We start from the raw sequence: 24765 nt of genomic DNA on the forward strand, positions 1-24765 counted from the left end.
GGCCAGTGGCTATGAGGCCTGGCTGACCGAACTCATGTTGAAGTCCGCGACACGCACGGGTGGCATCGCGGTGCGGGTGAAGTAGTCGCTCCACTCGCGGGGCAGGCAGCGCTCGGTGCGGCCCACCTCGGTGATCCGGTTCAGCAGGTCGACCGGGGACTCGTTGAACCGGAAGTTGTTGACGGCGCCGACCACTTCGCCGTTCTCGACCAGGTAGACGCCGTCCCGGGTGAGGCCGGTGAGCAGCAGCGTCGCCGGGTCCACCTCGCGGATGTACCAGAGGCAGGTGAGCAGCAGGCCGCGCTCGGTGCGGGCGATCATCTCGTCCAGCGTCGGCGCCGCCGCCTGGTCGGCCGTCTCCAGCACCAGGTTGTCGACGGGCGGGCGCAGCGGCAGGCCGGTGAGGCCGGCCGCGTGGCGGTTGGTGACCAGGTCGTTGAGCACGCCCTCGCGGATCCACTCGGTGCCCTCGATCGGCAGGCCGTTGTCGAAGACCGAGACGTCCCCGCCGGTGGAGTGCGCGAGCACGAACGGCGCGGCCTCCAGGCCCTCCTCGCGCGGGTCGGAGCGCAGGGTCAGCGGCAGGGCGCTGAGCTTGTCGCCGATCCGGGTGCCGCCGCCGGGCTTGGCGAAGACGGTGCGGCCCTCGTGGGCGTCCCGGCCGCCGGAGGACCAGTGGAGGTAGACCATCAGGTCGGCGACGGCCGAGGGCGGCAGCAGCGTCTCGTAGCGGCCGGCCGGCAGGTCGACCTTGCGGGCGCCCCAGCCGAGGCGCTTGGTCAGCTCGGCGTGCAGGGCCGCGACGTCGACGTCGGTGAAGTCGCGGGTGGCGGCGCCGGCCCAGGCCGAGCCGGACAGGTCGGCCGTCTTGGCGTTGATCTCGACCATGCCGGTGGGCTGGTCGTGGCGCAGCCGCAGGCCGGTCGAGCTGCCCAGGTAGCTGCTGGTGATCTCGTGCCGGGCGAAGCCGTACAGCAGCTCGCCCTGGGCGGCGGCGCGGGCGAAGGCCTCGCCGAGGGCCGGGCCGAAGGCGTCGAACACCTCGATCGAGGTCTCCGCCGGGGGCTCGGTGAAGTCCGGGGACGACGGCCGGTCGGCGGCCAGCGGCTGGGCGTCCTCGGCCGGGCCGGCCGCGCGGGCGGCGTCCTCGGCGGCGCGCACCAGGGCCTCGACGTCCTCGGCGGTGACGGCCTCGCGGGAGACCACGCCGGAGGCGGTGCCCTCGGCGCCGTCCACGGTGGCGATCACGGTGAGGCGCCGGCCCCGGGTGACGCCGTTGGTGGTCAGGGCGTTGCCGGCCCAGCGCAGGTTGGCGGTGGACTCCTCGTCGGCGATCACCACGCAGCCGTCGGCGCGGGAGAGGCCGAGCGCCAGCTCGACGAGTTCGTGCGGCCGGTTCGCGGTCAGGTCGGTCATCAGTGACCCGCCTCCTGCTGGGTGTTGAGCACGTTGACGTTGCGGAACAGCGCGGACGGGCAGCCGTGGCTGACCGCGGCGACCTGGCCGGGCTGGGCCTTGCCGCAGTTGAAGGCGCCGCCGAGGACGTAGGTCTGCGGGCCGCCGACCGCGGCCATCGAGCCCCAGAAGTCGGTGGTGGTGGCCTGGTAGGCGAAGTCCTTGACCTGGCCGGCGAGTTCGCCGTTCCTGATGGCGTAGGCGCGCTGGCCGGTGAACTGGAAGTTGTAGCGCTGCATGTCGATCGACCAGGAGCGGTCGCCGACGATGTACAGGCCGTTCTCCACCTGGGAGATCAGCCCGGTGGTGTCGGGGCCGTCGGCGGCGGGCCGGAGCGAGACGTTGGCCATCCGCTGCACCGGCACGTGCGCCGGGGAGTCCGCGAAGGCGCAGCCGTTGGAGCGCTCGAAGCCCTTCAACTTGGCCATGCCGCGATCGAGTTGGTAGCCGACCAGGATGCCGTCCTTCACCAGGTCCCAGGACTGGGTGGCGACGCCCTCGTCGTCGTAGCCGATGGTGGACAGGCCGTGCTCGGCGGTGCGGTCGCCGGTGACGTGCATCAGCTCGGAGCCGTACTTGAGCGAGCCGAGCTGGTCGAAGGTGGCGAAGGAGGTGCCGGCGTAGGCGGCCTCGTAGCCGAGCGCGCGGTCCAGCTCGGTGGCGTGGCCGATCGACTCGTGGATGGTCAGCCAGAGGTTGGACGGGTCGATGACCAGGTCGTAGCGGCCGGCCTGGACGCTCGGGGCCTTCATCTTCTCGGCCAACAGGCCGGGCAGCTCGGCGAGTTCGGCGTCCCAGTCCCAGCCGGTGCCGGTCAGGTACTCGAAGCCGCGGCCGGCCGGCGGGGCCAGCGTGCGCATGGTGTCGAAGGCGCCGGTGCGCTCGTCGACGGAGGTGGCCTCCAGCTCCGGGTGCAGCCGGATGCGCTGCTGGGTGGTGACGGTGCCGGCGGTGTCCGCGTAGAACTTGTTCTCCTGGACGGTCAGCAGGCTCGCCTGGACGTGCGAGACGCCCTCCGCGGCCAGCAGTCGGGAGCTCCACTCGGCGAGCAGCGCCGTCTTCTCGGCGTCGGGCACCTCGAAGGGGTTCACCTCGTACGCGGAGACCCAGGTGACGTCCCGGTGGACCGGCTCGTCGGCCAGCTCGACCCGCTCGGTGGCGCCGGCCGCCCGGCTGATCCCGCCGGACAGGCGTGCCACCGCGACGGCCTGCTCGGCGACCCTGGCCGCGGCCCCCGGGGTGAGGTCCACGCCGGCGGCGAAGCCCCAGGCGCCGTCCAGCAGCACCCGGACGGCGAAGCCGAGCTGCAGGCTGTCGGAGGTGCCGGCGGGGCGGGCGTCGCGCAGCCGCCAGGAGGCGCTGCGGACCCGCTCCAGCCGGAAGTCGGCGTGCGCGGCGCCGAGTTCGCGGGCCCGGGTGAGGGCGGCGTCGGCGAGGGCGCGCAGCGGGAGGGCGAGGAACAGCGGGTCGACGGCGCGGTCGGCCGCAGGAGTCGTCGGAGGCAATCGGGCTCCCAGGTCGCGGGGGTGGCGGTGCGGGCACCGCACAGGGGTGCCCGCACCGCATCATTTCCCGTCCACCGGGTATTCGGCCAGCACATTTCGGCCGGCCGGCCCGTGGGGTTCGGACCTCGTCAGCTGACCGTTTCCCACCAGCCGTCCAGCTCGGGCGGGTTGTCCACGTCGACCCGCTCGCCGGGGCGCGGGACGGCCAGCGGGACGGCCTGGGTCTTGGCCTCGGCGAGCAGCCGTTCGACCGGCTCGGCCCACGGGTGCAGGCCGAGGTTGAAGGTGCACCAGTGCACCGGGACGAGCAGGCCGCCGCGCAGGTCGCGGTGGGCGAGCACGGCGTCCTCGGGGGTCATGTGGATGTCCGCCCAGGCCGCGTCGTAGGCGCCGATCTGCACCAGCGCGGCGTCGAACGGGCCGTGCTGCTCGCCGATCCGGGCGTAGCCCTCGAAGTAGCCGGAGTCGCCGGTGTAGAAGACCCGGCGGTTCGGGCCGGCGATCACCCAGGAGCCCCACAGGGTGGTGTTGCGGGTCAGGCCGCGGCCGGAGAAGTGGTGCGCCGAGGTGAGGGTGAGCACCAGGTCGCCCAGGGTGCAGGTCTCGTCCCAGTCCAGCTCGATGATGCGGTGCTCGGGGACGCCCCAGCGGCGCAGGTGGCCGCCGATGCCGAGCGGCACCGCGAACGGCGCGGACTGGGTGTGCACCAGGCGCTTGACGGTGGGCATGTCGAGGTGGTCGTAGTGGTCGTGCGAGATCAGCACGGCGTCGACCGGCGGCAGCTCCTCCAGCTCCACCGGCACCGGGTGCAGCCGCTTGGGGCCGACGTGCGCGGCGGGGGAGCAGCGGTCGCTCCAGATCGGGTCGAGCAGGACGCGGAAGCCCTCCAGCTCGACCAGCGCGGAGGCGTGCCCGTACCAGGTGATCCGCACGCCCTCGGGGGCCGGGCCGGGGGTCGGGGCGGGGCGGACGGTCGGCACCGGGTGGGCGGGGACCCGGCCGCCGCGCTCGAACAGCATCCGGCGGGCGGTGCCGGCGTCGAAGCCGGGGGCCTCGGAGGCGCGGGCGAGCGTCGAGGGGGCGTTGTGGAAGGCGCCGTCGCGGTACTGCGGCGAGTCGCGCACGCGCTCCTCGCGCTCGGCGTCCGGCCGCCGCCCGAACGCCGCCGGCAGGTCGCGCAGCGACCAGGCGGCCGCGCCGAGGCCTGCCGCCAGGGCGGTCAGGGCCAGCAGTCGTGCGGGTCGGTGGGTGCTCCCGGGCCGGGCCTTGGTCATGGGCGCTGCCTTCGTTGCTCGCCGGGACGCCTTCGGGGGCGGTGCGGTCGGTCCCGGGTCGGTCCGCACCACGGGGGCAACGGGTGCGCCCGTCCGTGTTGTTCCCGGCAGAGTGGCCGGAAAGGGGCGTCCGCGCAACCCTTCGGGGCGCCGACCTGCGGAGTCGGCCGCGGTGGCCGGGATTGTCGGATTGCGACAGTTCCTCCGGTGCTGCGCTGTCGGAGCCCGATGCGCCGCCGTCGCCGGGCGCCCGATAGCGTCACAGACTGCGTACGCATTCCGACGTACGCGCAGACCCAGGGGAGAGAGGTGGATCGTTGAGCCGCTCGGTTCTCGTCACCGGAGGAAACCGGGGCATCGGCCTCGCGATCGCCCAGGCCTTCGCCGAGGCGGGCGACAAGGTCGCCATCACCAGCCGCTCGGGCGAGGTGCCCGAGGCGCTGGCCAAGTACGACGTCCTCGCGGTGCGCTGCGACATCACGGACGCCTCCCAGGTCGACGCCGCCTTCACCGAGATCGAGGCGAAGCACGGCGCGGTCCAGGTGCTGGTCGCCAACGCGGGCATCACCAACGACACCCTGCTGCTGCGCATGTCCGAGGAGGACTTCACGTCCGTCCTGGACACCAACCTGACCGGGGCGTTCCGGGTGGTGAAGCGCGCCTCCAAGCTGATGATGCGGGCCAAGAAGGGCCGCGTGGTCCTGATCTCGTCCGTGGTGGGCCTGTCCGGCTCGGCGGGCCAGGCGAACTACGCCGCGTCGAAGGCCGGCCTGGTGGGCTTCGCCCGCTCGCTGGCCCGCGAGCTCGGCCCGCGCAACATCACCGTCAACGTGGTCGCCCCCGGCTTCGTGGACACCGACATGACCGCCGTGCTCAGTGACGAGCGCCGCGCGGAGATCGTCGCCGGCGTGCCCCTGGGCCGCTACGCGGCGCCCGCCGAGGTCGCCTCGACCGTGCGGTTCCTCAGCTCGGACGAGGCCGCGTACATCACCGGAGCCGTCATTCCCGTGGACGGCGGATTGGGCATGGGTCACTGATCATGAGTGGAATCCTCGAGGGCAAGCGCATCCTCATCACCGGTGTGCTGATGGAGTCGTCCATCGCCTTCCACACCGCCCGGCTCGCCCAGGAGCAGGGCGCGGAGATCATCCTCACCGCGTGGCCGCGCCCGAGCCTGACCGAGCGGGTCGCCCGCAAGCTGCCGAAGCCGGTCAAGGTGCTGGAGCTGGACGTCTCCAACCCGGAGCACCTGGCCGGCCTGGCCGACCAGGTCCGCGAGGTCCTGCCGACCCTGGACGGCGTCGTCCACTCGATCGGCTTCGCCCCGCAGGACGCGCTCGGCGGCAACTTCCTGGACACCCCGTGGGAGTCCGTGGCCACCGCGATGCACGTCTCGGCGTACTCGCTGAAGTCGCTGACCACGGCGCTGCTGCCGCTGATGCAGGACGGCGGCTCGGTCGTCGGCCTGACCTTCGACGCGCAGTTCGCCTGGCCGCAGTACGACTGGATGGGCCCGGCCAAGGCCGCGCTGGAGTCGACCAACCGGTACCTGGCGCGCTACCTGGGCGAGCGGAACATCCGCTGCAACCTGGTCTCGGCGGGCCCGATCGGCTCGATGGCCGCGAAGTCCATCCCGGGCTTCACCGAGCTGGCCGACACCTGGAACCACCGCTCCCCGCTGAAGTGGGACCTGAGCGACCCGGAGCCGGCCGGCCGCGGCATCGTCGCGCTGCTGTCGGACTGGTTCCCGAAGACCACCGGCGAGATCGTCCACGTGGACGGCGGTCTGCACGCCATCGGCGCCTGACGCCCGCCCCGCCCGTACGCCGCTGCCCGGCACCCCTGATCGCAGGGGGTGCCGGGCAGCGGCGTTCGCGCGTCCGGCGGGCGTCGGCCGGGCGCGGGCTCCGTCAGGCGTCCGCGCAGGCGCCGATGGCGCGGCCGGCCTCCACCGAGGCGCGCCGGCCGTCACCGGCCCGGATGGCCTCCAGGATGGTGTCGTGGCCGACGTAGCGCTCGGCGATCAGCTCGGGGCCGACGTCCTGGCGCAGGTGCTCCCGGGTGACCTCGCCGAGGTCGGAGTAGACGGCGAGCAGCACGTCGTTGTGCGCGGCGGCGACGACGGCCTGGTGGAAGGCGGCGTCGGCCTGGACGAAGGACTCGGCGTCCCCCGACTGCCAGGCGTTCTCGCGGCGGGCGAGCGCGGCGTCCAGCACGACGAGGTCGCGCTCGCTGCGGCGCTCGGCGGCCAGGCCGGCCGCCGCGGTCTCCAGCGTCGCCCGCAGCTCGGCGACCTGGGCCGGGTCGGCGTCGGAGAAGCGGCGGTGCATCACCCCGGCCAGCTCGCTGGTGGCGAGGACGTACGTGCCGGAGCCCTGCCGGATGTCCAGCAGCCCGTTGTGGGCGAGGGCGCGGACGGCCTCGCGGACGGTGTTGCGGGCCACCCCGAGCTGTTCGACCAGGGCCGCCTCGGTGGGGATGCGCGAGCCCACCGGCCACTCCCCGGAGGTGATCTGGGCGCGAAGCTGGGCGATCACCTGGTCGGACAGCGGGGTGCGCCTCGGCGAGGACAGCGCCACGGAAGTCTCCTTGCGGCTACGGCTCGGGTGGGGCCGGGTGGATGGTGTCCGGGGGATGGCCGGGGGATGGCGGCGGACGGGCGGTCCGCCCATCATGCCAATTCAAAGGTGCGTCAATTCATCCCATCATTCTATGATGGCCCACATGCCTCCCGCAGCAGACACCACCGCTTCCGCACGGGCCGGGGCCCGGCCGCAGACCGAGCGGCCCGCTTCCTCCGCTCCCGTCTCCTCCGCTCCTGCCTCCTCCTCCGCCGCCGCCAAGTACGGCGTCTGGCTGTTCGCCGTCGCGATCGCCGCCGCGACGTTCAACCTGCGCCCCGTGGTCACCAGCCTCGGGCCGCTGCTCGACCAGGTCCGCGCCGACCTCGGGATGAACCCGACGCTCGCCGGACTGCTCGCCGCCGTGCCCTCGCTGTGCTTCGCGCTGTTCGGCTTCCTCGCCCCCGCGGCGGCCCGCCGGATCGGCCCGATCGCGGTGATCACGGCCGGCATGGCCGCGATCACGGCGGGCGTGGTGGCCCGCTCCTTCGCCGGCGGCACCGCGGTGTTCCTGCTGCTCACCGCGCTCGCGCTGGCCGGGGTGGCGGTCTCCAACGTGCTGCTGCCGGTGGTGATCAAGCGGTACTTCCCGGACCGGGTCGGTCCGATGATCGGCCTGTACTCCATGGCGCTGTCCGCCGGCACCGCGCTGGCCGCGTTGGTCAGCGTGCCGCTGACCAACGCGCTCGGGGGCGACTGGCGCTACGGCCTCGGCGCCTGGGCCGCCCTGGGCGCGCTCGCCCTGGTGCTGTGGCTGGTGGTCCTGGTCGTCCGGCGCGAGCGCGGCGAGCGGGCCCCCGGCGGCGCCGCCCACACCAGGCTGCCGATCACCCGCAGCCGGACGGCCTGGGCGCTGGCCTGCTTCTTCGGCCTGCAGGCCACCGGCGCGTACGTGGTGATGGGCTTCCTGCCGAAGATCTTCCAGGACGCCGGCATCGACAAGGGCACCTCCGGGGCGCTGCTCGCGGTCACCATGGTCATCGGCGTGCCGGTGTCCTTCGTGCTGCCCAACCTGGCCGCCCGGCGCGGCGACCAGCGGCTGTTCGTGGTGGTGCTGGCCTCCTGCGGCGTCGCCGGCTACGCAGGTCTGGCGCTCGCCCCGGCCGGGGTGCCCTGGCTGTGGTGCGTCCTGGTGGGCCTGTCCAACTGCGCGTTCCCGCTGGTGCTGACCATGATCGGGCTGCGCGCCCGGACGGCCGGCGGGGTGGCGCAGCTGTCCGTCTTCGCCCAGGGCGTCGGCTACCTGATCTCGATCCCGGGCCCGATCCTGATCGGCCGGATCTACCAGGTCACCGGCGAGTGGTACTGGCCGCTCGGCTTCCTGGCGCTGCTGCTGGTGCCGCAGATGCTGTTCGGCCTGCGGGCCGCGCGGGCCCGGCACATCGAGGACGAGGCGGTGCTCCCCGTCGCTCGGGCCAACGCCTGACGGTCAGGGCCTGACGGTCAACGCCTGACGGTCAGGGCCTGACGGTCAAGGGCTGACGGTCAAGGGCTGGCCAAGGGACGTGGGCCGACGACGGGCGGGCGTGTTCGGGATGGGAGAATCCCGGACATGCCCGTTCTCGACCCGAACCCCACCGACGGCCGCAAGCAGCTCGGCCGGATCGCCCTCGTCTTCGCCGCCATCGTGGTGCTGGTGGCGATCGTCGCCTCCGTCGCCGACGCGATGGGCTGACCGGCCGCCACCGTCCGGATGACGCGCCGGTGAACGGCGCATGATGGCACCCGTCGCCCCCGCGGGTGGCGGCATCCGGGAGCATCGCGCCGCCCGGCGGCTTTTCTGCCAAGCTTGCTGGGTATGAGCGCCGAAACGCCCCGCAGGATCATCGTTCTCCGCCACGCCAAGGCCGACTGGCCGAACGGCGTGGACGACCACGAGCGGCCGCTGGCCGACCGGGGCCGCCACCAGGCCCCGGACGCCGGCCGCTGGATGGCCGATTCCGGCATCAACCCCGACTTCGTGCTCTGCTCCACCGCCCTGCGCACCCGGGAGACGTGGAAGCTGGCGGCGCACGAGCTGCCCAAGCGGGCCCGCAGGACGGTGTACGAGGACCGCATCTACGAGGCCAGCCCGGGCGAGATCATCGCCGTCCTGCAGGAGGTCCCGGAGGAGTACGCCGACGTGGTGCTGGTCGGCCACAACCCCGGCGTGCTCGGGCTGACCCAGGTGCTGGCCGGGGACGAGGGCGACCGCGACGCGCTGGAGCGGCTGCGGCTCGGCGGCTTCCCGACCGCGGCGATCGCGGTGCTCAGCTTCAGCGGCTCCTGGAAGGGCGTCGAGCCGGGCGTGGCCGAGCTGGTCTCGTACCACACGCCGCAGGACTGACCCCCGGGCCGTACGGGAGGGTCCTCGGGCCGTACGGGGGGATCCTCGGACCATACGTGAGGGGCGCGCGGATCCGATCCGCGCGCCCCTCACGTACGTCCGGCGCCGCTACTCGATCGGCGCGCAGTCGGCCGCCTCGACCTCTTCGCGGGTGATGCCCAGCAGGTACAGCACGGTGTCCAGGAACGGCACGTTCACCGCGGTGTGGGCCGCCTCCCGCACCACCGGCTTGGCGTTGAACGCCACCCCGAGCCCGGCCGCGTTCAGCATGTCCAGGTCGTTGGCGCCGTCGCCGATCGCCACCGTCTGCTCCAGCGGCACCTTCGCCTGCTCGGCGAACCGGGCCAGCCAGCGGGCCTTGCCGGCCCGGTCCACGATCTCGCCGACCACCCGGCCGGTGAACTTCCCGTCCTCGACCTCCAGGGTGTTGGCGGCCGCGAAGTCCAGCCCCAGCTCCGCCACCAGGTGGTCGGTGACCTGGGTGAACCCGCCGGACACGATCGCCACCTGGAAGCCCAGCCGCTGCAGCGTACGGATCAGGGTGCGCGCCCCCGGCGTGAACCGGACCTCCGTGCGCACCTTCTCCGTCACCGAGGCGTCCAGCCCCGCCAGCAGCGCCACCCGGGCCCGCAGCGACTCGGCGAAGTCGAGCTCGCCGCGCATCGCCGCCGCCGTCACCTCGGCGACCTCCTGCTCGCAGCCCGCGTGGGCGGCGAACAGCTCGATCACCTCGTCCTGGATCAGCGTGGAGTCCACGTCCATCACCACCAGGCGCTTGGCCCGGCGCTCCAGGCCGGCCGCCACCACCGCGACGTCCACCCGCTGGGTGGCCGCCTCCTGGGCCAGCTCCGCCCGCAGCTCCTCGGGGGCCACACCCGAGACGGCCAGCTCGACCGCCGTCACCGGGTACTTGGCGAGCCGGAAGACGCGGTCGATGTTGCCGCCCGCCGCGGTGATCCGCGAGGTCAGCGCGGAGACCGCGGCCGCGGTCAGCGGGTGGCCGAGCACCGTCACGTGCGAACGGCCCTCGCGGCGCGGCCGGTTGTCGCCGATGCCGGAGAGGATCTCGGCCTGCAGCTTCTGCTCCTCCGCCCAGCGGTGCACGGTGGCCCGCAGGCCGCCCTCGGCTCCCGGCGCGGACGGCGGGGTGACCAGGGCGCACAGCGTGATGCGGCCACGGGTCACGACCTGCTCGATGTCGATGACGTCGACGCCGAAACCGGCCAGCGTCGCGAAGAGGCCGGCGGTGATGCCGGGGCGGTCCTTGCCGAACACCTTGACGAGCAGGGTGCGCTCGTCCGAGGTCCGGGGCTGGGCGGCGGGGAGGGGCTCAGCGGCCAGGGGCGATGCGTTCATGGTGTCTCCCACGCTACCCGCCGGCCGGCGGCCCCCGGGCACCCGTCCCACGTCGCGGACCGGCACCTCGGTAGCAGCCTGGTCACAGTCACCCGGGGTGACTTTCACCCGAGGTCGGCGGGCTGGAATGATTCCTCCGTCAGTTTCAGGACAGTGCACCCCCGGCGGGGGCCACAAATCGGGGGAACCGAGAGAGCGGGGCAGGCAAGAAGTGCCGCAACTCGTCATCGAGATCAACGGACAGCAGCGGACTCTGGAGCCCGGGCGGTCCTACACCATCGGGCGCAACCCGCAGTCGGACTTCCCGTTCGACGACGCCAGGGTCTCCTGGCACCACGGGACCATGAGCTTCAACGGCAGCGGTTGGCAGCTGGACGACCACGGCAGCACCAACGGCACGTACGTGGCCGGCGCCCGCACCATGCAGGCCCAGCTGTACCCCGGTGCGCTGGTCAACCTGGGCAACCCGGAGAACGGCCCCCGGCTCGCCTTCTCCGCCCCCGTGGCCGCCGCCGCCCCGCAGGCGACCCCCGTGCACGAGGCCGTCACCAGCCGCGGGCCGGTGCCGGACGCGCAGCCGCCGGTCCAGCAGAACTGGGCGCCGCAGGCCCCCCAGCAGCCGTACCAGCCGCAGCCGCAGCCCGGTGCGTTCCCGCACCAGCAGGGGTACCCGGGGCAGCCGCAGCCCGGCTTCACGCCGGACCCCTTCGCGCAGGACGGCTTCCCGTCCGCGCCGCAGCGCGGTGGCGGCGGCCCGCAGCCGACCGTCATCCGCAACCTGACCGCCGCGATGCGGACCGTCCGGATCGGCCGCGCGCTCGACAACGACATCGTGGTGTCCGACCTCCAGGTCTCCCGCCACCACGCCGAGCTGCGCCAACTCCCGGACGGCCGCTACGAGATCGTCGACCTCGGCAGCCACAACGGCATCTACCTCAACGGCCAGCGGGTCCAGCGTCAGCTGATGGGCCCGCAGGACCGGCTGACCGTCGGCCACTCCGGCTTCCAGCTGGTCGGCGACCAGCTGCAGGAGTTCGTCGACAACGGCGCCGTCTCCTTCTCCGCCCGCCACCTGACCGTCGAGGTCGAGCACAAGGGCGGCAAGAAGGTCCTGCTCAACGACGTCAGCTTCGGCCTCCCGGAGAAGTCCCTGGTCGCCGTCATCGGCCCCTCCGGCTCCGGCAAGTCGACCCTGCTGCGCGCCCTCACCGGCTACCGCCCGGCCGACCGCGGCGAGGTGCTGTACGACGGCCGCAACCTCTACAAGCAGTTCGCCGAGCTCCGCTCCCGGATCGGCCTGGTGCCGCAGTCCGAGATCCTGCACCGCGAACTGACCGTCCGGAAGGGCCTCAAGTACGCGGCCCGGCTGCGCTTCCCCGGCGACACCGAGGCGAAGGAGCGCGACGCCCGGATCGACGAGGTGCTGTACGAGCTGCGCCTCGACAAGCGCGCCGACAACAAGATCACCGCGCTCTCCGGCGGCCAGCAGAAGCGCGTCTCGGTCGCCCTGGAGCTGCTCACCAAGCCCTCGCTGATCTTCCTGGACGAGCCCACCTCGGGCCTCGACCCGGGCATGGACCGCGAGGTCATGCAGATGCTGCGCGGCCTCGCCGACGACGGCCGCACCATCCTGGTCGTCACCCACTCGGTGGCCGAACTCGCGCTCTGCGACCGGCTGCTGGTGATGGCGCCGGGCGGCTCGGTGGCCTACTTCGGCCCGCCGGACGAGGCCCTGCACTTCTTCGGCTACGAGACCTGGGCGGACGTCTTCCAGGCCTTCGAGAACTACCCGGACCACGACTGGGCCGGCCGCTACCGCGGTTCGGTGCACTACCAGCAGTACTCCGCGCCGACCGTCGAGGCCGGCGAGGTGCAGCACGCCCAGGTCGCCCAGGAGGCCGTCAAGCCGCCGAAGCCGCAGAGCTGGGGCTCCCAGCTGTGGACGCTGATGCGCCGCTACATGTCCGTCCTCGCCTCCGACCGCGGCTTCCTCGCGCTGTCGGTGCTGCTACCCGCCGTCATCGGCGCGGTCAGCGTGCTCGTCCCCAACGAGGCCGGCCTGGCGGCGAACCCGAAGACCCAGCTGCACCTCAACAGCGGCGCCGCGACGATCATCATGATCATGGCCATCGGCGCCTGCTTCTCCGGCGCGGCCAACTCCGTCCGAGAACTCATCAAGGAACGGGCGATCTACGAGCGAGAACGAGCCACCGGGCTCTCCCGCTCGGCGTACATGATGTCCAAGATCATCGTGCTGGGCGTGTTCAGCGTGATCCAGGGCGCCATCATCTCCGCCGTCGGCTTCCTGCCGCGCAAGCTGCCCCAGCACGGCCTGCTGGTCAAGAACCTGCCGATCATCGAGATGACCATCGGCATGATCCTGCTCAGCTTCACCGCGATGATGTTCGGCCTGATGATCTCGGCCCTGGTCAAGACCTCCGAGAAGACCATGCCGCTGCTGGTCATGTTCGCCATCGTCCAGGTCGTCTTCACCGGCTGCCTGTTCCAGATCTTCAGCAAGCCCGGCCTGGAGCAGGCCGCCTGGCTGATGCCCGCCCGCTGGGGCACCGGCATCGTCGCCACCACGCTCGACCTCTCCAAGCTGATGGGCCCCTGGAACAAGGACTTCGAGCACCCCAAGTACGACCCGCTGTGGCACCAGAGCGTCGCCCAGTGGTCGATCGACGCGGCCGCGCTGATCGCCATCTCGGTCGTCATCGGCGTGATCGTCACCCGGCTCCAGCGCCGGCACGAGCCCGAGGTCATGCAGAAGGGCTGACGCCCGGTTCGTCGCTTCGCCGGAAGGCGGTCCTCCCCACCGTGGAGAGGGCCGCCTTCCGGCGTTCGCGGGCCTCCTGGGCCGCAGGTCCTAGGCCTGTGGACCCGCACCCGGGGCGGCCCCGGACGGACGCGACCGCCCCCGCGGCGGCGGTAGTTTGGCCGTATGCCCAGCACCACCGGCGGCCCCGGCCCCGAGGACGACCCGCTGCCCGCCTGCGACCCGCTCGCCGGGATCGCCGCCGTCAGCCGCGCCCTGCTCGCGATGAGCCGCCACCTGGAGGTCCGCGAGGTGCTGCGCCGCATCACCGCCTCCGCCCGCGAACTGCTCGACGCCGAGTACGCGGCCCTCGGCGTGCCCGACGACCACGGCGGCTTCGCCCAGTTCGTCGTCGACGGCATCACCGACGAGCAGTGGCGGGCGATCGGCCCGCTGCCCCGCCAGCACGGCGTGCTCGCCAAGATGCTCCACGAGACCGTCCCCACCCGGCTCGCCGACGTCCGCCGGGCCCCCGCCTTCGGCGGCTGGCCCGAGGCCCACCCCGAGATGGACGCCTTCCTCGGGATGCCGATCCTCGACACCGACGCCGCCGAGGACGAACCCCCCGTCATCGGCGTCATCTTCCTCGCCAACAAGCGCGGCGGCGGCCTGTTCACCGACCACGACGAGGAACTGCTGCGCATCCTCGCCGCGCACGCCGCCCTCGCCCTCACCAACGCCAGCCTCTACGAGCGCAGCCGCGAACTCACCCTGGCCGGCGAACGCGCCCGGATCGCCCACGACCTGCACGACGCCGTCTCGCAGAAGCTCTTCTCGCTGCGCCTCACCGCCAAGGCCGCCGCCAAGCTCGTCGACCGCGACCCGGCCCGGGCCCGCGCCGAACTCGCCGAAGTCGCCCGGCTCGCCGCCGAGGCCGCCGACGAACTGCGCGCCGTCGTCGTCGAACTGCGCCCCGCCGCCCTGGAGGAGGACGGGCTCAGCGCCACCCTCGCCTCCCAGGTGCAGCTCCTCGACCGCGCCCACACCGCCGACCTCGCCTACGCCGCGGACGGCGTGCGCGCCCTGCCGCCCGCCCAGGAGGCCGCGCTGCTGCGCGTCGCCCAGGAGGCGCTGCACAACGCGCTGCGCCACTCCGGCGCCCGCCGGGTCACCGTCACCCTGGCCGGGACGGCCGCGCGCGGCGCCGTCCTGCGGGTGCGCGACGACGGCCGGGGCTTCGACCCCGACACCGTCCGCCGGGCCGGCCGCCACCTCGGCCTGGCCTCGATGCGCGACCGCGCCGCCGCCGTGGGCGGCACCCTCACCCTGGAATCCGCCCCCGGCCGGGGGACGCTCGTCGAGATGGAGGTCCCCGGTGCCTGACAGCACGCCGTCGATCCGCGTCCTGCTGGTCGACGACCACCAGGTGGTCCGGCGCGGACTGCGCACCTTCCTGGAGGTCCAGGACGACATCGAGGTCGTCGGCGAGGCCGCCGACGGCGCCGAGGGCGTCGACCGGGCCCGCGAACTCGACCCCGACGTGGTCCTGATGGACCTCAAGATGCCCGGCGTGGACGGCATCGAGGCGCTGCGCACCCTCAAGGACGAGGGCAGCCGCGCCCGCATCCTGATCGTCACCAGCTTCACCGAGCACCGCACCATGGTCCCCGCGCTGCGGGCCGGCGCCGCCGGGTACGTCTACAAGGACGTCGACCCGGAGGCACTGGCCGGCGCGATCCGCTCGGTGCACGCCGGCCACGTGCTGCTCCAGCCCGAACTGGCCGAGGCGCTGCTCTCCGACGAGGGCCCGCGCGCCCCGCAGGGCCGCGGCGGCACCCTCACCGAGCGCGAGCGCGAGGTGCTCGGCCACATCGCGGACGGCCGCTCCAACCGGGAGATCGCCCGCAGCCTGCACCTGTCCGAGAAGACGGTGAAGACCCACGTGTCGAACATCCTGATGAAGCTGGACCTCGCCGACCGCACCCAGGCCGCGCTCTGGGCCGTCCGCAACGGCGAGGCCGGCCCCGGCAGCGCCTAGCGGGCCTCGCGCTCGTCCACCAGCGCGTTGTACGCCGACACCTGCGCCCGCCGGGCGGTGCGCCGCAGCGGCGCCAGCACCGACTGCCGGGCCGCCATCTCGGAGGCGCTCACCGCCGCGCCGTGCCCGTCCGCGGCGATCGCCAGCAGCGCCGACACCTGCCGCGCCGACTCCAGCACCCGCACCGCGCGCGGCGGGTAACCGGGCGCCAGCAGCTCGGCGTGCCCGCGCCGGCGGTACGCCTCCAGGGCGCGCAGCGCCCCGGGCCCGGCGCCGGCCACGTCCAGCCGGGTCAGCAGCAGCGTCGCCTCGCGCAGCCCGTCCGCCAGCTCCCGCTCGGCCTCGTGCAGCGAGGGGACGTCGGCCGGCGGGGTGTCGCCGACCTCGGCGCAGCGCCACAGCACGGTGGCCGAGCGGTCCCCCTCCGGGCCGTACACGGTGACCTCCGGCACCAGCCCGAGCGGCACGCCCACCGCGAGCACCGCCTCGCCCGCGCCCAGCGCCAGCTCGTTGAACGCCGCCGGGCCGGTCAGCCCCAGCGGGTGGCCGGGGGACGGCAGCGCCAGCCGCAGGCCCTTCGCGCCGAGCACCCGCAGGCGCCCCAGCGCCCAGGTGAGGCCGTGCCGGTCCGCCGGCCCGTCCCCGGGCAGGCCGGTCACCCGGTGGCTCTCGTCGGCGCCCTGGACCGCGGCGGCGGCGTCGTCCGGCGGCACCAGCCCGGCGAGCAGGGCGTTGCCCCAGGCGGTCAGCCGCCCCGAACGGGGCTCTTCGTACGGATTGTCGGCAGGAGAGGCGAGCATCCGGCCAGCCTACGGAATCGGCGGTCATCCGGGTGGCGTAGGTTTGCCCATGCGCGTGCGGCGCACCGACCCCGTGCCCACCGGCTGCCGGGGCCGGGAACGCCGCCCGCATCGACGGCCGAGAATTCTGTTTTGGGGAAGGCGTGGGCATGAGCGACGTGCTGGAGCTGGTGGACGTATCCGTGGTCCGGGAGGGGCGCGCGCTGGTCGACCAGGTCTCGTGGTCCATCTCCGAGGGTGAGCGCTGGGTCATCCTGGGCCCGAACGGCGCCGGCAAGACCACCCTGCTGCAGATCGCCTCCTCGTACCTGTTCCCGACCTCGGGCAAGGTCTCGGTGCTCGGCGAGAAGCTGGGCGAGGTCGACGTCTTCGAGCTGCGCTCCCGGATCGGCCTGGCCGGCGCCTCGATGTTCGACAAGCTGCCGGCCGAGCAGACCGTGCTGCAGACCGTGCTCACCGCCGCCTACGGCATGACGGTCAGCTGGCAGGAGACCTACGACCAGTCCGACGAGGGCCGCGCCCTCGCCCTGCTCGACCGGATGGGCATGGCCGGCCTCACCGCCCGCAAGTTCGGCACCCTCTCCGAGGGCGAGCGCAAGCGCACCCTGATCGCCCGCGCCCTGATGACCGACCCCGAGCTGCTGCTGCTCGACGAGCCCGCCGCCGGCCTGGACCTCGGCGGCCGCGAGGACCTGGTCCGCCGGCTCGGCGCGCTCGCCCAGGACGAGTTCGCCCCGTCCATGGCGATGGTCACCCACCACGTCGAGGAGATCGCCCCGGGCTTCACCCACGTCCTGATGATCCGTCAGGGCAAGGTGCTCACCGCCGGCCCGATCGACACCGAGCTGACCGCCCGCAACCTCTCCAAGTGCTTCGGCCTGCCGCTCACCCTGGAGCGCCACGGCGACCGCTGGTCGGCGCAGGGCCTGCCGCTGGGTTAGCCCCTTCGCGGGGGTGATGGGAACCGGTCGCACCTGCGACCGGTTTCCGCCCCTGGACCTGCGGGAACCGTCCCCCGAAGACCCCTCGCTCCCTAGGATGGTCGGTGTGGACAGCTGGATCTGGTGGCTCCTGGCCGCCGCGGCCCTCGGCATACCGCTGGTGCTCACCGCGGTGCCGGAGTTCGCGCTGTTCGCCCTCGGTGCGGTGGCCGCCGCCGTCGTGGCCGGGCTCGGCGCGGGCGTGGTTCCGCAGGCCGTGACCTTCCTGGTGGTCTCGGTCGGCCTGGTGGCCTTCGTCGGCCCGATCGCCCGTCGGCAACTGCGGACGGGCCCGCAGATCAAGATGGGCATCGAGGCGCTGAAGGGTGCCACCGCGGTCGTCGCGGAAACCGTCGACGGGGAGGGCGGCCGGATCAAGCTGAACGGCGAGATCTGGTCGGCTCGCGCGCTCCACCCGGGCCAGGTCTACCAGCCGGGGCAGCAGGTCGACGTCGTCGAAATCCAGGGCGCGACCGCCCTGGTCGTCTAGGGGAGAGTCCGTGGAACCCGTCCTTATCGTTTTGGTCGTCCTGGTCGTGGTGGCCTTCATCGCGCTGATCAAGACGATCCAGGTCATCCCGCAGGCCAGCGCCGCGATCGTGGAGCGCTTCGGCCGCTACACCCGGACGCTCAACGCAGGGCTGAACATCGTCGTCCCGTTCATCGACCGGGTCCGCAACCGGATCGACCTGCGCGAGCAGGTCGTGCCGTTCCCGCCGCAGCCGGTGATCACCCAGGACAACCTGGTGGTCAACATCGACACCGTCATCTACTACCAGGTGACCGACCCGCGGGCGGCCACCTACGAGGTCGCCAGCTACATCCAGGCGATCGAGCAGCTGACCGTCACCACCCTGCGCAACATCATCGGCTCGATGGACCTGGAGTCCACCCTGACCTCCCGCGAGGTCATCAACGCCGGCCTGCGCGGCGTGCTGGACGAGGCCACCGGCAAGTGGGGCATCCGGGTCAACCGGGTCGAGCTGAAGGCGATCGAGCCGCCGACCTCCATCCAGGACTCGATGGAGAAGCAGATGCGTGCCGACCGGGACAAGCGCGCCGCGATCCTCACCGCCGAGGGCCAGCGCCAGGCGCAGATCCTCAAGGCCGAGGGCGAGAAGCAGGCCGAGGTGCTCAAGGCCGAGGGCGAGGCCCAGGCGGCGGTGCTGCGCGCGGACGGTGAGGCGGCCGCGATCCGGACGGTCTTCGAGGCCATCCACGACGGCGACGCCGACCAGAAGCTGCTCGCCTACCAGTACCTGCAGACCCTGCCCGAGCTGGCCAAGGGCGACGCCAACAAGCTGTGGATCATCCCCAGCGAGGTCGGCGACGCGCTCAAGGGCCTCGGCGGCGCCTTCAACGGGCTGACCGGCAACGGCCACGGCAACGGCGGCGGCATGAACGGCGGCGCGGTCGCGGCGCCCAGCGTCCCGGCGGCGGCGCCGGCGGCCACCCAGGTGCCGATCGACCCGGCCTCCGGGCCGCGCCCGGTGGACACCGAGAAGGGCGCCGCCCGGCCGCGGGTCGACCCGGCGCGGGAGTACCGCAAGATCGACCCGGAGTGATCGGACCGCGAACTCCGGAGAGGGCCCGCTGCCGTACGGTGGCGGGCCCTCGGCGTTCCCCGCCACTGTGGCGTGCGTCCCGAATGGCGGGCGGGTCTGGTCGGGGGAGCGGGCCGTCCGGCATGATCACGTCGGGCAGGACCACGAGAAGAGGTGACCCGTGACGCTCTGGGAGGCGATCGCCGTCCTGGTGGCCGGCGTGGGCGCCGGGATGATCAACGTCATCGTCGGCTCCGGCACGCTGATCACCTTCCCGGTGCTGCTCGCCGTCGGCATCCCGCCGGTCACCGCCAACGTCTCCAACTCCTTCGGCCTGGTGCCCGGTTCGCTCAGCGGCGTGATCGGCTACCGGCGCGAACTGGCCGACCAGGGCCGCCGGCTGCTGCGCCTGGGCACCGCCTCGCTGCTCGGCGGGCTGGTCGGCGCGCTGCTGCTGATCAAGCTGCCGAAGGGCGCCTTCGACGCGATCGTCCCGGCGCTGATCCTGCTCGCCCTGGTCCTGGTGGTGGTCCAGCCCCGGGTCGCCAGGGCCGTCGCCGCCCGGCGGCGCCCCGGCGGCGACCCGGACGGCAGCCCGGTGCTGCTCGCCGGCGTCTTCCTGACCGGCATCTACGGCGGCTACTTCGGCGCCGCGCAGGGCGTGCTGCTGCTGGCGCTGATGGGCATGCTGCTGCAGGAGGACCTGCAGCGGATCAACGCGGTGAAGAACGCGCTGGCGCTGATCGTCAACGCCGTCGCCGCCCTGTTCTTCCTGTTCACCTCGACGGTGAACTGGACGGCCGCCGGGCTGATCGCGGTCGGCTCGCTGGTCGGCGGCGCGCTCGGCGCCAAGGTCGGCCGCCGACTGCCGCCGGTCGCGCTGCGCGCGGTGATCGTGGTGGTCGGGCTGGTCGCCGTCACCAAGCTGCTGCTGAGCTGACCGCTCCGGTAGCTGAACTTCATTGTGATCGTACGGAATTCGGAGGAATGTGAGATGGCCCTGGAGATGCGCGAGTCGTGCGAGCGGTGCGCGGTGTCGCTGACGGCGGACGGCCCCGCCTCGATATGTTCCTTCGAGTGCACCTTCTGCCCGGACTGCACCGCGGCGATGGCCTCCGCCTGCCCCAACTGCGGCGGCGAGCTCGTGGTCCGTCCGCGCCGGAAGGTCGCCTGACCCGCACCACGACCCCGAACGGGAGCGCTTCGATGAGCAGCAGGGCACGGCTGAGCGAGGACGAGATCACGGCGGCCCTGGCGGGCCTGCCGCGCTGGACCCGGGAGGGCGACAGCATCGTCCGCTCCGCCGTCGCCCCCGACTTCCCGGCCGCGATCCGGGCCGTCGTCGCCGTCGCCGAGCAGGCCGAGGCGCTCGACCACCACCCGGACATCGACATCCGCTGGCGCAGCCTGCGCTTCGTCCTCTCCACCCACAGCGCCGGCGGGCTCACCGGTCTGGACCTCACCCTCGCCGCCCGCATCGACGAGGCCCTGCGCGCGGAGTCGGCGGACGCCTGAGCAGGCGGAGGTTCCTCCTCCGGACCGCCGTGAGATGCTGACTGCCGCATCGGCAGGCAGGGCGGCTCGGAGGGACGGAACGGATGGCGCAGGAGCCCTTCGGAGACGCCCACGCCGGGCAGCAGCCCTGGTACCCGCAGGCGCAGCAGCAGGACTGGCAGGGCGGTGCCCACCAGCAGCAGGCCTGGAACCCGCAGGCCCAGCAGGAGTGGCAGGGCGGCGGCCACTACGCGCCGCAGGGCGGCGATCACTACGAGCCGCAGGGCGACTACGGGCAGGCCGGCTACGGCCGGACCGGGTACGTCGAGGGCGGCTACCAGCAGGATCCCTATCAGCAGTACCCGCAGTACCCGCAGTACCAGCAGGACCCGCAGTACCAGCCCTATCAGCAGTACCCGGACCACGGGCAGCAGCCCGCCGCGCCGGACGGGCTGTACGCGCCGGAGGGTGCGGAGTACTCGGCGGACGGCTACGTCCAGCTCGCCGAGGAGCCGCAGCCGGAGCCCGTGGAGGAGGAGCCGCCCGCCGAGCCCGCCATAGCGGACGAGCCCGCCCGGTCGGCCGGGTCCACCCGGTCTTCGCGGCGTGGTGGGGGCGCTGGCGGCGGCCGGTCCGGCTCGTCCTCGTCGCTGACGGACCGGGCCAAGGCGGCCGCCGGCGCCGTCCTGACCGGGGAGCACGTGCCGAGCCGCCGGGCGCTGCTGGTGCGCACGGGGGCCGGGGTCGCGGCGCTGGCGGTGCTGGTCGCGGCCGGGCTGACGGTCGGCGCCGAGGGCGGTGACAAGGCCGCCGCGGACAGCGGCGGCGAGCCGGGCTTCGCCGTCGCGCACACCCGGGCGTGGGCCGCCCAGCCCGCGGCGGCGGCGCAGCCGGGGGCGGACGACACCCTGGTCGGCAGCTGGCTGCTGGGTGACGCGGTGGTCCGGGCCGACGCCGCCGGCGTGCACGCCTACGACCGTACGGGCGGCAAGCCGACCTGGACGGTCGAGCCGCCGGCCGCCGGAGCCGTCCCGTGCGGGCTGTCCGCGACCGTGAACCGGGCCGGGCTGGGCGCGGCGCTGTTCCGGGCCCAGGCCGATCCGAAGACGCCCTGCACGCTGGTCGCGGCCGTGGACACCAAGACCGGCAGGACGGCGTGGACGAAGACCGTCTCGGACGCCAAGGGCGCGTACACGGCGCGGATCGGCGTGACCGAGGACCAGGTGGTCGCGGTCGGCGACGACCGGGCGATCGCCTGGGCGGCCGCGGACGGCAAGGACGTCTGGCAGTACACCGGGCAGGGCAAGTTCTGCACGCTCTCCGGCGGCGTCACCGGCAAGACCGTGCTGGTCGCCTCCTCCTGCGCCGACTCGACCCCCGCCGACCAGGCCGTCGCGCTGAACGCCGCGGACGGCAAGGTGAGTTGGTGGCGGGGCCTGAACAACCAGCCGAAGACCGTCACCGTGCTCTCCGCCGAGCCCGCTGTCGTCCTCACCACCGGCGGGAAGCCCGAGGACGACCGGGTGTTCGCCTGGGGCGCCGCCGGCGACCCGGCCGCCGAGATCCCGGTGGTCGCGGACGGCGGCCGGCTGGACGTCGCCCACGGCACGTTTTCGGCCACTCCGGAGGTCTACTTCCAGGACCGCACGATGATCGCCTCGATCGTGCCGACGAGCGGCAGCGGCGGCGGCCCGGTCACCGTGGCCGGCTACGACCTCGACACCGGCAAGCAGCGCTGGAAGGCGCAGTCGTCCGCCAAGGGCGCCGTCCGGCTGGTCGGGCTCGACGGCGGCGCGCTGGTGCTCGCCGCCGACGAGCGCCGCGACCAGCCCGCGCGCCTCAGCCGGTTCCCGGTGGCCGGGGGCCAGGAGGCGACCGGCGGGAACTTCCCGCCCGGTACGGGCTCGCTGCTGGTGTCCGGGCGGGTGCTGATCGGCGGCGGGCAGGTGGTCGTGGTGCCCGAGCACTCGGGCACCTTCGGGACGGCGGCGGGCTACCAGGCGAAGGGCTGAGCCCGGCGGGTACCGGGGCTCCGGTGACCGGCCCGGCGCTCGTGACCGTGGCCGTGCCCGAGCCCGTGACCGTGACCGTGACCGTGGGCTCAGGCCGCCGGGACCGCCTGCGCGGGCTGCCCCGGGATCGCGGGCAGCCAGTCGGCCAGCTCCCGGGCCTCCGCGCCGCGCAGGCCGAGCGCCAGCATCAGGGTCGCCTGCGGCGTCGGCACGAACGGCCGGCGCAGCAGCCGCATCCCGGCCTGCTCGGGCGTCCGGTCGGCCTTGCGCTGGTTGTCCTCCGCGCACGCGGCCACGGTGTTCATCCAACTGTCCTCACCACCACGCGACTTGGGCTGCAGGTGGTCCACCGTGGTGCCCCGCCGACCGCAGTACGCGCACAGGTGCTGGTCCCGGGCCAGGACACCCCGCCTCGACCACGGGGCCTGTTGTCGGAACGGCACCCGGACGTACCGCTGCAGTCTGATCACCCGGGGCACAGGGACGGTCACGCCCGTCCCCCTGATCGAGCGCAGCGGGTGCGCCTGCTCCACCACCGCCTTGTCCTGGAGCACCAGGACGACGGCGCGCTGGAGCGACACCGTCGTCAGGGGCTCGTAGCTCGCGTTCAGAACCAGCGTGTTGCGCACTCGGCACACCCTTCCCACGGGCGTGCCACGGCGGCACGACCGTCTCCACACACGTCACTGCCGCCGCGCGGCGGCGGAACCACTCTGAACGGGCACACAGCCGACGAACAACGGAATTTCCGGTGTCGGGGAGGAACCCGGGGGAGTATCCGGGCGGCCCCGGCCGGGTGCCTCGGCGAAAACTCCCTGGCGGGAACCGCGTAGGCTCTACCAGGCTGGAGTCGTACCGACCCGGGGCCCCTCACCGAATCGGGGCCGAGCCGGGCGGACGCCCGATCGAAGGAGAAGCGTGACCGTGACGGACATCGTCGACGAGCTGCGGTGGCGTGGGCTGATCGCCCTGTCCACCGACGAGGACGCACTGCGCAAGGCGTTCGCGGACGGCCCGGTCACGTTCTATTGCGGCTTCGACCCCACGGCGCCCAGCCTGCACCTCGGCAACCTGGTGCAGATCCTCACCATGCGTCGCATCCAGCAGGCGGGGAACCTCCCGCTCGGCCTGGTCGGCGGCGCCACCGGCCTGATCGGCGACCCGAAGCCCACCGCCGAGCGCGTCCTCAACGACCCCGAGACGGTGGCCGGCTGGGTCGAGCGCCTGCGCGGCCAGATCTCGCGCTTCCTCGACTTCGAGGGGCCGTACGCGGCGCGCATGGTCAACAACCTGGACTGGACCTCCGGGATGTCCGCCATCAGCCTGCTGCGCGACGTCGGCAAGTACTTCCGCGTCAACAACATGATCGCCAAGGAGGCCGTCGCCCGGCGGCTCAACTCCGACGCGGGCATCAGCTACACCGAGTTCAGCTACCAGATCCTCCAGGGCATGGACTTCCTGGAGCTGAACCGCCGCTACGGCTGCACCCTGGAGACCGGCGGCAGCGACCAGTGGGGCAACCTCACCGCCGGCACGGACCTGATCCGCAAGGCCGAGGGCAAGTCCGTGCACGCGCTGGCCACGCCGCTGATCGTCAAGGCGGACGGCACCAAGTTCGGCAAGACCGAGTCCGGCACCGTCTGGCTCGACCCCGAGCTGACCACCCCGTACGCCTTCTACCAGTTCTGGCTGAACGCGGACGACCGGGACGTCTCCAACTTCCTGCGGATCTTCAGCTTCCGCTCGAAGGAGGAGATCGAGGAGCTGGAGCGAGAGACCACCGAGCGCCCCGCCGCCCGCCTCGCCCAGCGCGCCCTCGCGGAGGAGCTGACCACGCTCGTCCACGGCGCCGAGCAGTACGAGCGCGCGGTCGCCGCCTCCAAGGCGCTGTTCGGCCAGGGCGACCTCGCCGACCTGGAGGCCCCGACCCTCGCCGCCGCCCTCGCCGAGGTGCCCAAGGCCGAGGTGACCGAACTCCAGCCGGTGGTCGACCTGTTGGTCGCGGTCGGCCTGGCGCCGAGCCGCTCGGCCGCCCGCCGCACGATCAAGGAGGGCGGCGCCTACCTCAACAACGTCAAGGTGACGGACGAGGAGGCCGTGCCCACCGAGGCCGACCTGCTGCACGGTCGCTGGCTCGTGCTGCGCCGCGGCAAGCGGAACCTGGCGGCGGCGGAGCTGGTGCCGGCGTCGGCGTGACCGAAACCCGATGCCGCTGAGCTGCGGCTTCGACCACCGAGGGCGGGATCCAGCCGGATCCCGCCCTCGACGTTTGACGATGTCCTCCAGGTGGCCTAGTGTTGAACGAGTCGCTGGAGCGGCCATCCACTCAGCAAGACCCACTCTCACTCCTGAAGGCCCATTCGGTTGGGTTCGTTGGCGTTTCCGTCAACCGGGGTGAGCGTGAATTTCGGGTGACAACCGAAATGCGCTAATGTGGAGGACGTCGCAGAAAGTGACCCCGACCAGTTCGGGAAATCAGATGAATGAAACTCCGGAAAACGGGGCGGAAAACATCTGGTAAGCTGGAAACACGAAAGAACGAAGCGCCCGGAGGGCCCGCTGGAAGGCGGCTCGAAGGAAGCGTCCGTTCCTTGAGAACTCA

The 24765-nt window shown here is 73.1% G+C and carries 23 protein-coding genes; 16 read left to right on the top strand and 7 right to left on the bottom strand.

Annotated features, from left to right (window positions below; genetic code table 11):
• Positions 1 to 9: 9 nt before the first annotated feature.
• The 3 genes from VM95_RS21725 to VM95_RS21735 form a co-directional block, all read right to left on the bottom strand.
• Positions 10 to 1416 (bottom strand): metallopeptidase TldD-related protein, encoded by a 1407-nt coding sequence (locus VM95_RS21725; protein WP_045699441.1) that lies wholly within the window; start codon positions 1414 to 1416, stop codon positions 10 to 12.
• Positions 1416 to 2960, bottom strand: a complete 1545-nt coding sequence (locus tag VM95_RS21730; protein ID WP_045699443.1) for a TldD/PmbA family protein — start codon at positions 2958 to 2960, stop codon at positions 1416 to 1418. The genes VM95_RS21725 and VM95_RS21730 overlap by 1 nt, the downstream gene beginning before the upstream one ends.
• Positions 2961 to 3088: 128 nt before the next feature.
• On the bottom strand, positions 3089 to 4234 hold the full coding sequence (locus tag VM95_RS21735) for an MBL fold metallo-hydrolase (RefSeq protein WP_045699444.1): 1146 nt from the start codon (positions 4232 to 4234) through the stop codon (positions 3089 to 3091).
• A gap of 317 nt (positions 4235 to 4551) precedes the next feature.
• Here VM95_RS21735 and fabG point away from each other — a divergent pair, with 317 nt between their 5' ends.
• Positions 4552 to 5271 (top strand): 3-oxoacyl-[acyl-carrier-protein] reductase, encoded by a 720-nt coding sequence (gene fabG / locus VM95_RS21740; protein ID WP_045699446.1) that lies wholly within the window; start codon positions 4552 to 4554, stop codon positions 5269 to 5271.
• Between the two features lie 2 nt (positions 5272 to 5273).
• A complete protein-coding gene (gene fabI, locus VM95_RS21745) occupies positions 5274 to 6041 on the top strand; it encodes an enoyl-ACP reductase FabI (RefSeq protein ID WP_045699448.1) in 768 nt (255 codons plus the stop codon).
• A 103-nt stretch (positions 6042 to 6144) separates the two neighbouring features.
• Here the strand turns inward: fabI and VM95_RS21750 are convergent, their stop codons facing one another.
• The gene (locus VM95_RS21750; protein WP_045699450.1) at positions 6145 to 6813 is read right to left on the bottom strand and encodes a FadR/GntR family transcriptional regulator; all 669 of its coding nucleotides are present in this window, start codon (positions 6811 to 6813) and stop codon (positions 6145 to 6147) included.
• 145 nt (positions 6814 to 6958) lie between these two features.
• Between VM95_RS21750 and VM95_RS21755 the strand changes: the two genes are divergently transcribed.
• The 3 genes from VM95_RS21755 (at position 6959) to VM95_RS21760 (ending at position 9181) form a co-directional block, all read left to right on the top strand.
• A complete protein-coding gene (locus VM95_RS21755; protein WP_107073040.1) occupies positions 6959 to 8281 on the top strand; it encodes a CynX/NimT family MFS transporter in 1323 nt (440 codons plus the stop codon).
• Positions 8282 to 8407: 126 nt separating this feature from the next.
• A complete protein-coding gene (locus tag VM95_RS45260) occupies positions 8408 to 8530 on the top strand; it encodes an SGM_5486 family transporter-associated protein (RefSeq protein ID WP_279616841.1) in 123 nt (40 codons plus the stop codon).
• Positions 8531 to 8653: 123 nt separating this feature from the next.
• Positions 8654 to 9181 (top strand): SixA phosphatase family protein, encoded by a 528-nt coding sequence (locus VM95_RS21760; RefSeq protein ID WP_045699452.1) that lies wholly within the window; start codon positions 8654 to 8656, stop codon positions 9179 to 9181.
• 108 nt (positions 9182 to 9289) lie between these two features.
• Here the strand turns inward: VM95_RS21760 and serB are convergent, their stop codons facing one another.
• Positions 9290 to 10537 carry a phosphoserine phosphatase SerB gene (gene serB, locus VM95_RS21765; RefSeq protein ID WP_045699454.1) on the bottom strand — a complete coding sequence of 416 codons (1248 nt, stop codon included), beginning with the start codon at positions 10535 to 10537 and terminating at the stop codon, positions 9290 to 9292.
• 211 nt (positions 10538 to 10748) lie between these two features.
• Here serB and VM95_RS21770 point away from each other — a divergent pair, with 211 nt between their 5' ends.
• The 3 genes from VM95_RS21770 to VM95_RS21780 all read left to right on the top strand — a co-directional run bounded on the left by VM95_RS21770 (position 10749) and on the right by VM95_RS21780 (position 15333).
• Positions 10749 to 13316 carry an FHA domain-containing protein gene (locus VM95_RS21770; protein ID WP_045699455.1) on the top strand — a complete coding sequence of 856 codons (2568 nt, stop codon included), beginning with the start codon at positions 10749 to 10751 and terminating at the stop codon, positions 13314 to 13316.
• 165 nt (positions 13317 to 13481) lie between these two features.
• Positions 13482 to 14678 carry a GAF domain-containing sensor histidine kinase gene (locus VM95_RS21775; RefSeq protein ID WP_045699457.1) on the top strand — a complete coding sequence of 399 codons (1197 nt, stop codon included), beginning with the start codon at positions 13482 to 13484 and terminating at the stop codon, positions 14676 to 14678.
• Entirely contained in the window at positions 14671 to 15333 is a 663-nt protein-coding gene (locus VM95_RS21780) for a response regulator (protein ID WP_045699459.1), read from the top strand. The genes VM95_RS21775 and VM95_RS21780 overlap by 8 nt, the downstream gene beginning before the upstream one ends.
• Here VM95_RS21780 and VM95_RS21785 read toward each other — a convergent pair.
• Positions 15330 to 16133, bottom strand: coding sequence for a hypothetical protein (locus tag VM95_RS21785; RefSeq protein WP_045699460.1), 804 nt, complete (start codon positions 16131 to 16133; stop codon positions 15330 to 15332). The two genes, VM95_RS21780 and VM95_RS21785, sit on opposite strands and share 4 nt — an antisense overlap.
• A 149-nt stretch (positions 16134 to 16282) precedes the next feature.
• On the opposite strand from VM95_RS21785, the gene VM95_RS21790 reads away from it, so the two are divergent.
• The 7 genes from VM95_RS21790 to VM95_RS21820 all read left to right on the top strand — a co-directional run bounded on the left by VM95_RS21790 (position 16283) and on the right by VM95_RS21820 (position 22163).
• Positions 16283 to 17074 (top strand): ABC transporter ATP-binding protein, encoded by a 792-nt coding sequence (locus VM95_RS21790; RefSeq protein WP_045699461.1) that lies wholly within the window; start codon positions 16283 to 16285, stop codon positions 17072 to 17074.
• A 97-nt stretch (positions 17075 to 17171) separates the two neighbouring features.
• On the top strand, positions 17172 to 17603 hold the full coding sequence (locus VM95_RS21795) for an NfeD family protein (RefSeq protein WP_045699463.1): 432 nt from the start codon (positions 17172 to 17174) through the stop codon (positions 17601 to 17603).
• Positions 17604 to 17613: 10 nt separating this feature from the next.
• The gene (locus tag VM95_RS21800) at positions 17614 to 18678 is read left to right on the top strand and encodes an SPFH domain-containing protein (protein ID WP_045699465.1); all 1065 of its coding nucleotides are present in this window, start codon (positions 17614 to 17616) and stop codon (positions 18676 to 18678) included.
• A 160-nt stretch (positions 18679 to 18838) separates the two neighbouring features.
• On the top strand, positions 18839 to 19597 hold the full coding sequence (locus VM95_RS21805) for a sulfite exporter TauE/SafE family protein (RefSeq protein ID WP_045699467.1): 759 nt from the start codon (positions 18839 to 18841) through the stop codon (positions 19595 to 19597).
• Between the two features lie 54 nt (positions 19598 to 19651).
• Positions 19652 to 19831: a DUF1272 domain-containing protein gene (locus tag VM95_RS21810; protein ID WP_045699470.1), complete on the top strand. Its 180-nt coding sequence runs from the start codon at positions 19652 to 19654 to the stop codon at positions 19829 to 19831.
• Positions 19832 to 19863: 32 nt separating this feature from the next.
• Positions 19864 to 20172: a 4a-hydroxytetrahydrobiopterin dehydratase gene (locus VM95_RS21815; RefSeq protein ID WP_045699472.1), complete on the top strand. Its 309-nt coding sequence runs from the start codon at positions 19864 to 19866 to the stop codon at positions 20170 to 20172.
• Positions 20173 to 20255: 83 nt separating this feature from the next.
• On the top strand, positions 20256 to 22163 hold the full coding sequence (locus tag VM95_RS21820) for an outer membrane protein assembly factor BamB family protein (protein WP_045699474.1): 1908 nt from the start codon (positions 20256 to 20258) through the stop codon (positions 22161 to 22163).
• An 89-nt stretch (positions 22164 to 22252) separates the two neighbouring features.
• Here the strand turns inward: VM95_RS21820 and VM95_RS21825 are convergent, their stop codons facing one another.
• Positions 22253 to 22792, bottom strand: coding sequence for an HNH endonuclease (locus VM95_RS21825; protein ID WP_045699476.1), 540 nt, complete (start codon positions 22790 to 22792; stop codon positions 22253 to 22255).
• 295 nt (positions 22793 to 23087) lie between these two features.
• Here VM95_RS21825 and tyrS point away from each other — a divergent pair, with 295 nt between their 5' ends.
• On the top strand, positions 23088 to 24359 hold the full coding sequence (gene tyrS / locus VM95_RS21830) for a tyrosine--tRNA ligase (RefSeq protein WP_045699494.1): 1272 nt from the start codon (positions 23088 to 23090) through the stop codon (positions 24357 to 24359).
• Positions 24360 to 24765: the final 406 nt, after the last annotated feature.

The sequence above is a fragment of the Streptomyces rubellomurinus genome (assembly GCF_000961885.1).
GTDB classification, from domain to species: Bacteria; Actinomycetota; Actinomycetes; order Streptomycetales; family Streptomycetaceae; genus Kitasatospora; species Kitasatospora rubellomurina.

What these genes read in the sequence shown, in the direction of transcription:
- VM95_RS21810 (WP_045699470.1), top strand. Translation starts at nt 19,652, where the DNA reads ATGGCCCTGGAGATGCGCGAGTCGTGCGAGCGGTGCGCGGTGTCGCTG.
- serB (WP_045699454.1), bottom strand. Translation starts at nt 10,537, where the DNA reads ATGAACGCATCGCCCCTGGCCGCTGAGCCCCTCCCCGCCGCCCAGCCC.
- VM95_RS21815 (WP_045699472.1), top strand. Translation starts at nt 19,864, where the DNA reads ATGAGCAGCAGGGCACGGCTGAGCGAGGACGAGATCACGGCGGCCCTG.
- VM95_RS21775 (WP_045699457.1), top strand. Translation starts at nt 13,482, where the DNA reads ATGCCCAGCACCACCGGCGGCCCCGGCCCCGAGGACGACCCGCTGCCC.
- VM95_RS21760 (WP_045699452.1), top strand. Translation starts at nt 8,654, where the DNA reads ATGAGCGCCGAAACGCCCCGCAGGATCATCGTTCTCCGCCACGCCAAG.
- VM95_RS21790 (WP_045699461.1), top strand. Translation starts at nt 16,283, where the DNA reads ATGAGCGACGTGCTGGAGCTGGTGGACGTATCCGTGGTCCGGGAGGGG.
- VM95_RS45260 (WP_279616841.1), top strand. Translation starts at nt 8,408, where the DNA reads ATGCCCGTTCTCGACCCGAACCCCACCGACGGCCGCAAGCAGCTCGGC.
- VM95_RS21785 (WP_045699460.1), bottom strand. Translation starts at nt 16,133, where the DNA reads ATGCTCGCCTCTCCTGCCGACAATCCGTACGAAGAGCCCCGTTCGGGG.
- fabI (WP_045699448.1), top strand. Translation starts at nt 5,274, where the DNA reads ATGAGTGGAATCCTCGAGGGCAAGCGCATCCTCATCACCGGTGTGCTG.
- VM95_RS21820 (WP_045699474.1), top strand. Translation starts at nt 20,256, where the DNA reads ATGGCGCAGGAGCCCTTCGGAGACGCCCACGCCGGGCAGCAGCCCTGG.
- VM95_RS21735 (WP_045699444.1), bottom strand. Translation starts at nt 4,234, where the DNA reads ATGACCAAGGCCCGGCCCGGGAGCACCCACCGACCCGCACGACTGCTG.
- VM95_RS21725 (WP_045699441.1), bottom strand. Translation starts at nt 1,416, where the DNA reads ATGACCGACCTGACCGCGAACCGGCCGCACGAACTCGTCGAGCTGGCG.
- VM95_RS21755 (WP_107073040.1), top strand. Translation starts at nt 6,959, where the DNA reads ATGCCTCCCGCAGCAGACACCACCGCTTCCGCACGGGCCGGGGCCCGG.
- VM95_RS21795 (WP_045699463.1), top strand. Translation starts at nt 17,172, where the DNA reads ATGGTCGGTGTGGACAGCTGGATCTGGTGGCTCCTGGCCGCCGCGGCC.